The organism is Prochlorococcus sp. MIT2304 (genome assembly GCF_059772405.1).
The window spans coordinates 1,243,614-1,255,867 of record NZ_CM186286.1 but is presented as its reverse complement, the minus strand read 5'-3'; the positions used below and the strand labels follow the sequence as shown (position 1 = coordinate 1,255,867).

13 protein-coding genes are annotated in these 12,254 nt (G+C 35.6%); 5 read left to right on the top strand and 8 right to left on the bottom strand.

Features of this window, described 5'->3' with window-relative positions:
• Positions 1-9: 9 nt before the first annotated feature.
• Positions 10-633 (top strand): TVP38/TMEM64 family protein, encoded by a 624-nt coding sequence (locus tag AC6EIY_RS07345; RefSeq protein ID WP_498506294.1) that lies wholly within the window; start codon positions 10-12, stop codon positions 631-633.
• On the opposite strand, the gene AC6EIY_RS07340 is transcribed toward AC6EIY_RS07345, so the two are convergent.
• From AC6EIY_RS07340 to AC6EIY_RS07330, 3 genes are read right to left on the bottom strand one after another with little or no spacing between them, the layout of a single operon-like run.
• Positions 630-788 carry a hypothetical protein gene (locus tag AC6EIY_RS07340; RefSeq protein WP_498506293.1) on the bottom strand — a complete coding sequence of 53 codons (159 nt, stop codon included), beginning with the start codon at positions 786-788 and terminating at the stop codon, positions 630-632. The two genes, AC6EIY_RS07345 and AC6EIY_RS07340, sit on opposite strands and share 4 nt — an antisense overlap.
• A gap of 19 nt (positions 789-807) precedes the next feature.
• The gene (gene ligA, locus AC6EIY_RS07335; RefSeq protein WP_498506292.1) at positions 808-2,880 is read right to left on the bottom strand and encodes an NAD-dependent DNA ligase LigA; all 2,073 of its coding nucleotides are present in this window, start codon (positions 2,878-2,880) and stop codon (positions 808-810) included.
• A 17-nt stretch (positions 2,881-2,897) separates the two neighbouring features.
• Complete coding sequence (locus AC6EIY_RS07330; protein ID WP_498506291.1) at positions 2,898-3,320, bottom strand: hypothetical protein; 423 nt, start codon at positions 3,318-3,320, stop codon at positions 2,898-2,900.
• Positions 3,321-3,438: 118 nt separating this feature from the next.
• Between AC6EIY_RS07330 and AC6EIY_RS07325 the strand changes: the two genes are divergently transcribed.
• The gene (locus AC6EIY_RS07325; protein WP_498506290.1) at positions 3,439-3,987 is read left to right on the top strand and encodes a SprT family zinc-dependent metalloprotease; all 549 of its coding nucleotides are present in this window, start codon (positions 3,439-3,441) and stop codon (positions 3,985-3,987) included.
• 88 nt (positions 3,988-4,075) lie between these two features.
• Positions 4,076-4,606, top strand: coding sequence for an RNA helicase (locus AC6EIY_RS07320; protein ID WP_498506289.1), 531 nt, complete (start codon positions 4,076-4,078; stop codon positions 4,604-4,606).
• A gap of 6 nt (positions 4,607-4,612) precedes the next feature.
• On the opposite strand, the gene AC6EIY_RS07315 is transcribed toward AC6EIY_RS07320, so the two are convergent.
• From AC6EIY_RS07315 to AC6EIY_RS07295, 5 genes are read right to left on the bottom strand one after another with little or no spacing between them, the layout of a single operon-like run.
• Positions 4,613-5,200, bottom strand: coding sequence for a chorismate lyase (locus AC6EIY_RS07315; protein ID WP_498506288.1), 588 nt, complete (start codon positions 5,198-5,200; stop codon positions 4,613-4,615).
• A gap of 5 nt (positions 5,201-5,205) precedes the next feature.
• On the bottom strand, positions 5,206-7,176 hold the full coding sequence (mnmG, locus tag AC6EIY_RS07310; protein WP_498506287.1) for a tRNA uridine-5-carboxymethylaminomethyl(34) synthesis enzyme MnmG: 1,971 nt from the start codon (positions 7,174-7,176) through the stop codon (positions 5,206-5,208).
• A gap of 34 nt (positions 7,177-7,210) precedes the next feature.
• Complete coding sequence (gene dnaB / locus AC6EIY_RS07305) at positions 7,211-8,629, bottom strand: replicative DNA helicase (protein WP_498506286.1); 1,419 nt, start codon at positions 8,627-8,629, stop codon at positions 7,211-7,213.
• Positions 8,630-8,686: 57 nt separating this feature from the next.
• Positions 8,687-9,145 (bottom strand): 50S ribosomal protein L9, encoded by a 459-nt coding sequence (gene rplI / locus AC6EIY_RS07300; RefSeq protein WP_498461703.1) that lies wholly within the window; start codon positions 9,143-9,145, stop codon positions 8,687-8,689.
• A 41-nt stretch (positions 9,146-9,186) separates the two neighbouring features.
• Positions 9,187-10,116 (bottom strand): acyl-CoA desaturase, encoded by a 930-nt coding sequence (locus AC6EIY_RS07295; RefSeq protein ID WP_498506285.1) that lies wholly within the window; start codon positions 10,114-10,116, stop codon positions 9,187-9,189.
• Between the two features lie 127 nt (positions 10,117-10,243).
• On the opposite strand from AC6EIY_RS07295, the gene AC6EIY_RS07290 reads away from it, so the two are divergent.
• On the top strand, positions 10,244-10,933 hold the full coding sequence (locus AC6EIY_RS07290; RefSeq protein ID WP_498508177.1) for a DUF8644 domain-containing protein: 690 nt from the start codon (positions 10,244-10,246) through the stop codon (positions 10,931-10,933).
• Between the two features lie 36 nt (positions 10,934-10,969).
• Positions 10,970-12,235 carry a methionine gamma-lyase family protein gene (locus AC6EIY_RS07285; RefSeq protein ID WP_498506284.1) on the top strand — a complete coding sequence of 422 codons (1,266 nt, stop codon included), beginning with the start codon at positions 10,970-10,972 and terminating at the stop codon, positions 12,233-12,235.
• Positions 12,236-12,254 lie beyond the last annotated feature (19 nt).

Sequence of the window (12,254 nt, the reverse complement as noted above, 5' to 3'; positions counted from 1 at the left end):
CTTTAAACTATGTCTAACAACTTAGAAACTCTGGTTAATAATTTCATTCCTTTTTTAAGCAGCCCTTTTGGAATTTTGTTTTTTGCTTTGGTGTATGTTTTTTGGGTTTCTTGTTTGTTGCCAGGCTCATGGCTTTCCATGTTGTCTGGCTTTCTGTATGGCACCTGGCTTGGAAGTTCGGTTGTGTTTGTAGGTGCTTTTCTTGGAGCTCATCTAACTTTTTATTTAGGGAGAACTTTTTTAAAAGAATGGGCTCAAAAAAAGGTCTCCAATTTTCCAAAAGTTCAAATAATGGAGAAAGCTGTTAAACGCGAGGGTCTAAAAGTTATTCTTCTAACAAGACTTTCTCCTCTTTTTCCATTTGGCTTACTGAATTTTACGTATGGCTTGAGTGAGGTAAAAGTTCGTGATTTTACTCTTGGAATGTTTGGTATATTACCAGGCACAATTTTATATTGCAGCTTAGGTTCTTTAGCACTCAAAATTTCAAATTTTGGTGAAGTACTTTCAGGAAGATCTGATAAAATTTCATTTATTTGGAGCTTAATTAGTATTTTATCGACTATTTTAGTTGTGATTTTAGTCTTACGTTCAACAAGAAAATTAAATCAGGATTCTAAAAAACTTGATTAATCTTCAGCTTTTAATTTCCAATCTTCAATCGCTGCAAACACGATAAACCAATAAAGTCTTATCCGATTAAATATACCTTTTTTAGAAGCCAGCATTTCATATTTTGCGCGTCCACATTCAGTTTTAATTAAAGAAAAGATTTGATTCTTATCCATTGTTAAATTCTAATTATTTTTACAATAACAGCCTAAATTCATTTTCGTTAATTATTTTTACTCCGAGCTCTTGTGCTTTTTTTAATTTACTACCCGCTTTTTCTCCTGACAGTAAAAAATCAGTTTTTGTACTAATTGAAGAGCTGACTTTTCCTCCAGCATTTTCTATCAATTCTTTTGCCTCATCTCGTGTAAGCGAATCCAAAGTTCCTGTTAAGACAAAAACCTTACCATCAAAAATATTTGATTTATTTGAGTTGTAGTTTGAATCTAAACTCTCTTTTAGTGAGAATCCGATTGCTTTTAATTCTTTAATTAATGTTTGATTATTTGAATCATCAAACCATTTAATAATTGCATCTTTCATTTCATTCCCAAATCCATAAATATTAGCTATTTTTTTAGGTGACTCCTTCGCAACAGTATTAAGTTCTTCAATGCTCTGAAAGTTTTTTGAAAGAGATTTAGCATTAGCTTCTCCTATGTGAGGTATCCCTAAACCGTAAAGCTGTTTGTGCCAATTTTTGTTTTTAGACTCGTTAATCTCTATAAGTAAATTATTTGCAGATTTTTCACCAAATCTTTCAAGTTCTAAAAGGGAATCAATTTCAAGTTTGTATAAATCTGCGATTGACTTTACATATCCTTCATTTACTAATTGATTAATAATTTTTTCACCTAATCCATCTATGTTCATCGATCCTTTACTGACCCAATGACGTAAAAGACCTTTTAATTTTGCTGGGCATTTTGAATACACACATTTTGTTATTGCTTCGTTTTCTTCTTGAATTAACTTGGAATTACATGCTGGGCAGTTTTTAGGAAATTCTACTAATTTTGAATCAACTGTTCTAAATTCTTTGATAACTCTAATTACCTCAGGAATAATTTCTCCAGCTTTTCGAACAATAATTGTGTCTTCGTAATGAAGATCTAAAGATGAAAGTCTTTTTGCATTATGAAGAGTTGCACGATTTACAGATGTTCCTGCAAGCTCTATCGATTCAAACTCTGCTACGGGAGTAATAGCACCAGATCGTCCTACTTGGAAAATTAGTTTTTTTAATTTAGTCGCTTTCTCTTCTGCTGGATATTTGACAGCGATGGCCCATCTTGGCGCTTTATTTGTTGCACCTAAGATATTTTGTATTTCAAAATTATCTATTTTTACTACTATTCCATCAGTTGCATAAGCTAAAGAATCTTTTTTAATTTCCCAATACTTGTAATAGCTATTTGCTTCAAATAAGGTTTTTTTTGCTTCATATGTAGGGTTAACTTTAAAACCAATATTTTTTAAAAACTCAAGTGATTCAGATTGAGACTTTGGTTTTTTAAAATTGCTATCAGTTGGCTCCCAATTTTCTGGTAAATAAAGACTATATGCGAAGAAGTCAAGTTTTCTAGATGAAACTATTTTGGGATCTAACTGTCTTAATGTTCCTGCACAAGAGTTTCTAGGATTAGCGAAGAGTGGTTGATCAGTATTTTTCCTCTCAATATTGAGTTTTTTAAATATATTATTGGGCATGAAAGCTTCCCCTCTAATTTCAATCCAAGTAGGTGGATTTTCTAACAGTAATTTTAATGGAATTGTAGAAATTGTTCTGATATTAGTAGTGATATCTTCTCCATTTTTTCCATCACCACGAGTAGCAGCTTTAGTTAAAATTCCATTTTCGTATCTAAGTGAAATAGCATTTCCATCAATTTTTAACTCACATATTAGATCTGGATTATCAAACTCTTTAGTATTTTTATTTTGAGAACTTATTAATTTTTTGATTCTTGAGTACCATGCTTCTAATTCATTTATATTGAAAGCATTATCGAGGCTTAAAAGAGGAATATTATGCTCAATATTTTTGAAACCTTTAGACGGAACGCCGCCTAATCTCTGTGAAGGACTATCATTAGTAATTAATGATGGGTAGATATTTTCAATTTCAATTAATTCTCGGTAAAGTTGATCATAAACAGCATCCTCTATCTCTGGTGTATCTAATACATAGTAAGAGTAATTTGCTTTGTTGAGTAAAGCTCTAAGCTCCTTGGCACGTTCATAATGTTTATTCAAGTTTGAATTCACTTATCACATTTGCTTCATTATGTATTGGCCTTGGCAATACGATCTATTTGCCAATTGTCGTTGATTTTAATAAAAGTGAAGTCTAGCGGCATTTCATTTTTTTTATCTTCTGATTTCAAGCTTAGTGTGAGCATTATTTGATTGTCTTCTATCCTTGGGCGCCCTGACTTCAAGTTTCTATAACGATTTAATTGCAAGCTACCTAAAAATTTGATGAAGTCTTGTCTGTTTACATGTGTTTTATAAGCTTTTGTCGTAAGTCTATAAGCTCCATCTATTCGGCCAGCTGCAATCTGATCAAAAAACTTTTTTACAAGAGGATTAATTCCTCTCGCACTTATGACGAGTTTAATTGCGTTAAAAGTCCAAAAAAGGAGAAGTGCACCAACTCCAACTAATAGAGCTTTTAATCCAATTGCTTTGACAAGAGCACCATCCATTTTTTTAATTCCGTTTAGTTAAAGATTCTGACTTATTAGACATGAGATTAGCTTGTTTGTTATCGATAGTTAGACAGAATGTTATCGGAATAATAAAGCTAATGAGTTCTCTGGATCAATGTCTTTAATACCTGTTTTACCATTGTTTCTTAAATTAAACAGACAATTTTTTGAGAACTCTTTGTTTGAGAAAGGAGTTCCTCTAGTCTCTGTGCGTTGGAGTGATGGACGTATGCGTACTACGGCTGGGATGTATAAACGACAATCGAATTTTTTCGGAGTGAAGGCTAGTGAAATAATTTTATCTAGACCAGTACTAGAGAAACTCCCAAGAAACGCATTGATGAGTACTTTATGCCATGAAATGATTCATGCATGGATAGATCTTGTCCTAAAAGTTGAAGAGGCACATGGGCCAAATTTTCATCAACGTATGGCCGAGATCAATTCTCTTCAAAGTGATTTCCAAGTAACAGTTCGTCATTCTTTCCCAGTTTCACAAAAAACCCCTAAATGGGTGGCAACTTGCCCTTCATGTAAAAGAAGTTTTAGTTATCGTCGTATTGTCAAAGGGGCAGCCTGTCGCAGCTGTTGCAATAGTTATTTTGAAGGTCGATGGGATCAAAAATGTCTACTTGAATTTCAACCTTTTTCTAGAAGTACATAAATATTTTTAATTGGCTTTTTTAGGAATATTGGATTATTTCATCATTACGTTGTTTCACTAGTAGGTTTAAAAGCGTTAAATTTAGAAGATGAAATCATATCAAAATCGTCATCAAACTCGCCAGCGATCTCGAGTACCCCTTGATCGCAGAATGGATAAATGGATACAAACAGGGAAACAGGTTGTAGATGGAGTTGCAGGCAATCGCCCTGGTCAAAGAAGGAGAGGATGGCAGGATAAAGAGACCTCAGCGAATTTTGAAAAAGTTGGTCGTTGGATGGAAGAGAAAATTGATTGGTTCTTTGAAGAAGAAGATGATTGGTTGGATGATGGAGACTTGGATGATGAGTCTTTTCAAGAAAATACAAACGATATAAAAAGGCCCTTAAGTGCTATTTCCTTAAGAGTTCCTAAAGCTTTACCGCCTCAAATTGAAGGGAGAAACAATCCAGACGAACTGGATGAATGGCCGGATGATCAATCTTTTAAATTAAATAAGTGGGAAAGAAAAGATAATTTAATTAAGCAAAATAAACCTGACATAGAAGATTTTTCTGTAAACGAAAGAACTCCTCAAAGAAGAAAAAACATACCAAGATCTAATCGAAAAAAATATTAGTTTTTTTTAAAAAGCCTTTCTTGGTATTGGTCCTAACCACTTTTCTAGCTTTGGGCTGAACACTTCTCTGATTACAGTTAATTCTTTTTGTTGACGAAAAAATCGATAATGTCGGCTCCAAAAAGGACCATCTTCATTAAATTCCACTTTCAGCCACTTTGCATTGACTAATCCTAATCCATCTACTTCTCTAAAAAGTTCTGAGCGTCCTTGGGTCAAGCTTTTCCAGATTGGTTGATCCTTATTTTGTAGATGTTTTTCTGCCTCTTGATAATTCCACCAGCTTTCAGCCCATGCCAGGGTTAAATCTCCACATGTAAGCCAAACTTGTCTTCTAATTAAAGGTGGCTCAAGCTCATTAACTTCGTCTGGAACTCCATTTTGATTATTATTTTCCATAGCCATAGATATGACCTTTATAGCAACCTCATGTCCTGTTAAAAGCTTCAGATGCCTGGTTGGGCTGCCATCACCTAGTAGCATTAACTGCCACGCTCCAGATAGTTTGTAATTACCTTTTCCTGATAGAACACTTTCTTTCGAGGCTTTCCAAATTACTTCAGGGGAAGGTAATTGAGATTGGTGTGAATTCACGTTTATCAGCTTGTTATTTTAAGTTGATCTTTTATCTCAGCTTTTTTCATTTGCTCTATTTTTAACCATACAAGAAGTGCCGTAAGGTCAGCTTTGCTCACGCCAGGAAGTTGAGCCGCATGACCAAGGCTTTTGGGCTGAGAAATTGTTAATTTTTCTCTTGCTTCTTTAGAAAGTGTTTTTATATTATTATAGTTTAAATTTTTTGGTAATAATTTTTTACTTTGTTGTTTTAATTGATTAATTTGAGCTTTTTGTCGTTCTAAATAACCGGTATATTTGATATCTATTTCAACTCCTTCTTCAACATCTAAAGGAATACTTTCCGAGGCTAAATGATAATTAATTAAGTCTTTATAGTGAATATTTGTTCTTCTGAGGAAATTTGCTAGCGTTATTGAACCTTTGATAGGTGTTCCAGTTGAGGAATATATTTCTTTTGCACATTTATCGCTTTCTTTAATTCGTTCTTTTTCTAATCTTTCTTTCTCTTGATCGATAAACTTCTGCTTAGCATTAAATATTTTCCATCTTCTTTCATCAATTAATCCTAATTTGTAACCTAGAGGCGTCAAACGCCTATCTGCATTATCACCTCTTAGGATTAATCTATATTCGCTCCTGCTAGTTAATACCCTATATGGTTCTTTTAAATCTTTTGTAACTAAATCATCAATCATAGTTCCTATATAACTACTTTCTCTTTGAAAAATAATTCCTTCTTTATTATTTACTAATCTTGCAGCATTTAAACCTGCTACTAAACCTTGTGCGGCAGCTTCTTCATACCCTGTTGTTCCATTTAGTTGACCTGCACTAAACAAACCACTTACTCTTTTTGTTTCTAGTGTTCCTTCTAATTGTGTGGCTGGAATATAGTCATATTCTACTGCGTAAGCAGGTCTAAGCATTACACATTTTTTTAGGCCTGGCAGAGTCCTTAAAAGCTCTAATTGTAAGTTTTCTGGCAGTCCAGTTGAGAAACCTTGCACATATATTTCTGGAGTATCTCGACCTTCTGGCTCTAGGAAAATTTGATGCGAATCTTTGTCAGCAAAACGTACAATCTTGTCTTCAATGGAAGGGCAATATCTTGGGCCTTTACTATCAATGAAACCTCCATAAATAGGTGTTAAATGAAGATTATTTTTAATAAGTTGGTGTGTTTCTTTTGTTGTTCGAGTTATATGGCAACTCATTTGCTCTCCACTTTTCCAGGAAAGAGGATCAAAAGAAAAGAATTTGTCTGAAGCATCGCTTAATTGTTCATCAAGAGAATTCAGATCAATACTTCTTCTGTCGATTCGAGCAGGTGTTCCTGTTTTTAAACGATCAGTAGTAAAGCCTAACTTTCGTAATTCTTCAGTTAAGCCCTCAGAGGCTTGCTCTCCTGCTCGACCTGCGCTCATGGATTGATTGCCAATCCAAATTCTGCCTCCTAGAAATGTTCCTGTTGTAAGTACAACTGCTTTTGCGCGAAAAACGCTTCCGAAATAGGTTTTAACTCCCTTTATAAATCCAATTCTCTCTTGATTTTCTGGGTTATGTTCTTCAATCTTCTTGGGATAATGTTCAATTTCTAGCCCAGTCACCATTGCTTCTCTGATCTTTAGGTTTGGGGCGTTTTGAAGAATTTTCAACATTTCATGTGCATATAATCTCTTATCTGTTTGTGCTCTTAATGCTCTAACTGCTGGACCTCTGCTTGCATTCAGGACTCTTTTTTGAAGAGCTGTTAAATCGGCTAATTTTCCGATTATCCCTCCAAGCGCATCAACTTCATGAACTAATTGGCTTTTAGCTGGTCCCCCTACGGCAGGATTACATGGTTGCCATGCGATTCGATCTAAATTTAGTGTAAATAAAGCTGTATTCAATCCTAATCTGGAAGTAGTCAGAGCAGCTTCGCAGCCTGCATGACCACCTCCAACAACAATTACATCAAAACTTTCACTTGAGGATTGTTTAGTAACCATTAATTACGCATTTGGGAATTTAATTTTCGAAAAATTAAGCGGCAAGGTTTCTAAATCTAGTAAATTGGGGTTCAAAAAGTAATTTAACTGTTCCAACAGGCCCATTTCGATGTTTTGTCACGATAACTTCTGTAATTCCTTTATCAGTAGTTTCTGGATTGTAATACTCATCCCTATAAATCATTAGTACCAAGTCCGCATCTTGTTCAATAGAACCTGATTCACGAAGATCACTAAGCATTGGTCTTTTATTTGTTCTTGATTCAACTCCTCTACTTAATTGAGATAAAGCGATAACAGGGACTTTTAGTTCTCTTGCCATGCCTTTAAGACCTCGAGTAATCCTTGAGATTTCTTGAACTCGATTATCTGGCGAGGTACCTTCCATGAGTTGTAGATAATCAATCACAATCAGTCCTAGCTCTTTGCCTTGCTCAGCGATTAGGCGACGACATAATGACCTCATTTCAAGAACACTTGAATTAGGTTTGTCGTCAATGAATATTGGTAATTGACCAAGTGTGTTAATACCTTGACCAAGTAATGGCCATTCATCTTGCTGCAAACGCCCTGTTCTTAATCTACTGCTTTCAATACCTACCTCGCTTGAAAGCAGTCTGTAAGTCAGTTGCTCTTTACTCATCTCAAGACTGAATACACAAACAGGTAGATCATGAAGTTGAGCTACGTTTTTAGCCAAATTCAAAACAATTGAAGTTTTTCCCATTGCTGGTCGTCCTGCAACAATTATTAGATCGCTCCTTTGAAGTCCTTGAGTCATTGCATCCAGATCGTAAAAATTAACTGGTATTCCTGCTACTGATGTGCCAAGCGATCTACTTTCTATTTCATTGAAAGTACTTGTCAGGATTTCTGCGGTAGGTGTTAAACCTTTTGATGGTTGTTCTTGGCTAATAGCAAAGATTTTCTGCTCAGCTTGATCAATGGCCTCTTCCATTGGGAGGCTTTGATCAAAACCTAATTTGATCACATCATTCCCTGATTTGATGAGTTGTCTGCGCAGGAATTTATCGCTAATTAATTTGGCAACTTGTTCGATTGAGGCTGTAGATGTAACCCTCTCAACTAGTTCAACTAATCGGTTATTTCCTCCAACTTTGTCTAAAGAATTTGTATCGGCTAGCCAAGCACTCATCGCTGTTAAATCTGTAGGCTTTCCTTGGCTATGAAGCATTAGTGCGGTTCTATATATTTCTCGATGAGCAGATATGTAAAAAGCTTCGGCTTGCAGCAAATCAGCTATTCTTCCAATTGCATCAGGATCCAATAAAATTCCACCAAGAACAGATTCTTCTGCTTCCAAATTTTGTGGTGGTATTTGATCAGGTTGAGCTTCAAAACGGGGCTTATCAATCTTGGAATTATTAAAAGCTCCAAAATCTCTATGTTGTTTTGAAAAATCCCCGTTGTTTGAAGAGGGGGTGCTTATCATTTATTGCTTGTTGGACAAGGACACCTACTTTGGCCTGTTCAGCCAAATATGCAACTATTAGTAACTAGTAACTTCAAGGTTTATTTCAGCATTAACTTCGTTGTGAAGTTTGATTTGTACTTTATATTTGCCAACACCATGTATCTCAGGGACGGATATGTCTCTACGATCTATTTCCTTTTTAGTTGCTTCTTTTACAGCCTCTGCTACATCACCATTTGTGACCGTTCCAAATAAGACTCCATCCTCTCCTACTTGTTTTTTGACAGTAAACCTTCCAATTGTTGTTAGAGCTGTTTGAAAATCAATTGCTTCTTGCTTTTTAGCAGCTTCTTTTTCGGCTTGTTTTGCTCTTCTATGTTCAACTTGTTTGAGAACAGTAGGCGTTACTGGTAAAGCTTTCTTGTTGGGTAATAAAAAGTTTCGTGCAAAACCAGGAGCGACCTCAACTAGGTCACCATCTTTGCCAAGACTTTTTATGTCTTCATTCAGAACAACTTGAACTCTCTTAGCCATGGATTGAAAATGAATTAATACTTTGAATAATATTGATAATATTACGATGCGATAGGGAGTCTAATTTTTTTAGCTAACCCAATTGCTTTCAAAAACCTTATGTGTTGCCAGGTTAGATCTATTTGCTTTCTTTGAAGGCCGTGCTTTGCAGAATTAGGAAAAGCATGATGATTATTATGCCAACCCTCACCAAATGTTAGCGCGGCTACCCATTTGTTGTTTTTTGAATTGTCTCCACTTTCATATGCAGTAGTACCCCAGCAATGAGTAGCTGAGTTGACGAGCCAAGTTATGTGATAAACAAAAACAAGTCTTAGAGGAATCCCCCATAGGACCATTGACCATCCACCAACACCAGCTGATTGGCCAATTAAATAAAGCGTTGCCCCTAAAGGTATTTGCAAAAGTAAAAAATTTTTATTTAAGAAACGGTAGTAAGGATCTTTAATTAAATCTCCAGAAAGTCTCGGGACGGCTTTCATAGCAGGAACATCTTCAAACATCCATCCCATATGACTCCACCAAAATCCTTTGTTACTGTCATGATGATCAGCTTCAGTATCGGAAAAGGTGTGATGATGCCTATGAAGACCAACCCAATCAATTGGTCCATGTTGGCAACTTAATGCTCCACAAGTTGCAAAGAATCTTTCAAGCCATTTTGGAACTTGAAAAGAACGATGTGATAAAAGGCGGTGATATCCTGTAGTTACTCCCAAGCAAGCAGTTACCCAATATAAGAAAATAAATCCAGAAAATGCTAGCCAGCTCCAAAACTGAGGTCTTAAGGTAAATATTGTTAGAACGTGGATTGTCAACATAAATATGACTGTTCCCCATCTCCTCCTGGATCGTTGGTTCTGGATTCGTCTAGGTACATGCCCTTGGAGCTTTTTGGATGCAGCCATTGCTTTTTCAGCAGCAACTGGTTTTTTTAATGGAGCCGAAGCCTCGATTAAACTTGAAACCATTAGTGATCCGTCTACTTAGTGTATATAATATATGATAAGGATCCTAATCAGGTCTTGTGATTAATCTTGAATATGATTTGTGACCTCTTCTAGTTTCCGGGAGCAATTGAATGCAGGTAGAAGGGCGATGGCTCATCTTGTGCATGTCTGGCATGAGCGTAATGGCTGGTCTCATAAAGTTTTGCCTGTTTTGGCTGAATGCTTGGATTTAGGGAGGGTTCATAGTTCTCAGATTTCAAATCTAAGAAATGGAAAACTTGTATCTCCAAGTCCTGAAGTGTTTTTTGCATTGGGGAAAGTAAATCAAGTACTTTCTCATGGGTTAGAAAACATAGAAAATCAAATATCAAGCGTTCATCCTGAGCTGTATAAATCACTTCAAGAGTCCGCTATTGCTGTTGAGGGAAATAATGGTCACCCACTTTCTGCTGGGGACTTTTTTGAGATTTTTGTTGGTTTAGCCTCTTTACCTTCCTCTTTTGATTGGTTTATTGAGGAAGCTGAGGCACCTGTGCTTAGTGCTGCTTTAGCTGATTATTTGTGTAAAGGTAGATCTTGGAGAATGTGTAGACAAGAAGTTATGTCTGCATATCCAGTAAGTAAAAAACAACGAAGAGAAAGATTTGAAGCAGTTATGGCTGGTTTAAAAGATTACACAGCTGAAGAACTTGATGGTGAATTGTTAGATTTACACGCAACGAATAAATTGTTAAATACAAATAATTTGCAAGGTGCTGATGACTTTTTGGAAAATCTACGCCAAAGAGGTTTACTACTGAAGGATCAAGAGAAATTAGAAATTATTTTTTCAGATTAACTTTCGAAAACTTTTTACGCTATATAAAAAGACAAAATGTTCAAAAATTCTGCTAAAAATTTTATTGAAAGTATAGAAAAAAAATTATATTTATCTATTAATGAAAAGACTGATAGTATAATATTTAAATTAGAAAAAGTATTAAAGGCTTTTTCTGATTCTCATTTAAATGTACAACATTTTGCCTCTGCAACAGGATATGGGCATGGAGATTTAGGTAGAGATATCATTGATAGAATTTTTGCAGATGTTTTAGATTGTGAAAAAGCAGCAGTAAGGCTTCAGTTTGTAAGCGGAACCCATGCTATTGCGTCATCTTTGTTTGGTGTCCTTAGACCAGGAGATGATTTATTGTCTGTCACTGGAAGGCCTTATGAATCACTTGAAGAAGTAATTGGATTAAGGGGAAATGAACAAGGATCTTTGATTGATTTTGGTATTAACTATGATGAAATATCTTTAAAGAATGATGGCAATGTAGATTTTTTAGCTTTAGAAAAAGCTTTAAAACAACCCAGAAAATTAATTTTCATACAACGTAGTTGTGGTTACACATGGCGTCCATCTTTGAGTATTGAAGTGATCAAGGAGATTTGTTATTTATGTCACAAGGTGCAACCTAATTGTATTTGCTTCGTTGATAATTGCTATGGAGAATTCGTTGAAAATAAAGAACCAACGTCAGTAGGAGCAGATTTGATTGCAGGTTCTTTAATAAAAAATTTAGGGGGAACTATTGTTCCTACAGGTGGATATATTGCTGGGAAAACTGATTTAGTTGATAAAGCATGTTGCCGCTTGACTGCTCCAGGTATTGGATCTGAGGGTGGTGTTAGTTTTGACTTAAATAGAACTATTTTACAAGGACTTTTTCTCGCCCCTCAGATGGTTGCAGAGGCTCTAATTGGTGCTGAAATTATTGCCACTGCATTCAGCGAATTGGGATTTCAAGTGTTGCCTACTTCAGGTTCTATTCGAACTGATTTGATTCAAATAGTCAGAATAGGCGACCCAAAAATTCTACAAATTATTTGTAGATCTTTTCAGGAAAAGTCACCTATTGGATCTTTTCTCGACCCCATACCTGCTCCAATGCCAGGATATGAAAATAATTTAGTCATGGCTGGAGGAACTTTTATAGATGGTAGTACTAGTGAATTTTCTGCTGATGCTCCTATGAAACCTCCATTTGATCTTTTTATTCAAGGAGGATCTCATCGCTCACATGTCAAAATTGCTTTGATTCATGCACTATCCAATTTATTTCAGGCAGGTTTGATCAAATTGCCCCAGAATGGTTAAGCGTTTTACGTTTTGACGC

Bases quoted from the DNA above. Each gene is read 5' to 3' on its own strand.
- AC6EIY_RS07345 (WP_498506294.1), top strand. From the start codon at position 10: ATGTCTAACAACTTAGAAACTCTGGTTAATAATTTCATTCCTTTTTTA.
- AC6EIY_RS07340 (WP_498506293.1), bottom strand. From the start codon at position 788: ATGGATAAGAATCAAATCTTTTCTTTAATTAAAACTGAATGTGGACGC.
- AC6EIY_RS07330 (WP_498506291.1), bottom strand. From the start codon at position 3,320: ATGGATGGTGCTCTTGTCAAAGCAATTGGATTAAAAGCTCTATTAGTT.
- AC6EIY_RS07325 (WP_498506290.1), top strand. From the start codon at position 3,439: ATGTCTTTAATACCTGTTTTACCATTGTTTCTTAAATTAAACAGACAA.
- AC6EIY_RS07320 (WP_498506289.1), top strand. From the start codon at position 4,076: ATGAAATCATATCAAAATCGTCATCAAACTCGCCAGCGATCTCGAGTA.
- mnmG (WP_498506287.1), bottom strand. From the start codon at position 7,176: ATGGTTACTAAACAATCCTCAAGTGAAAGTTTTGATGTAATTGTTGTT.
- dnaB (WP_498506286.1), bottom strand. From the start codon at position 8,629: ATGATAAGCACCCCCTCTTCAAACAACGGGGATTTTTCAAAACAACAT.
- rplI (WP_498461703.1), bottom strand. From the start codon at position 9,145: ATGGCTAAGAGAGTTCAAGTTGTTCTGAATGAAGACATAAAAAGTCTT.
- AC6EIY_RS07295 (WP_498506285.1), bottom strand. From the start codon at position 10,116: ATGGTTTCAAGTTTAATCGAGGCTTCGGCTCCATTAAAAAAACCAGTT.
- AC6EIY_RS07290 (WP_498508177.1), top strand. From the start codon at position 10,244: ATGGCTCATCTTGTGCATGTCTGGCATGAGCGTAATGGCTGGTCTCAT.
- AC6EIY_RS07285 (WP_498506284.1), top strand. From the start codon at position 10,970: ATGTTCAAAAATTCTGCTAAAAATTTTATTGAAAGTATAGAAAAAAAA.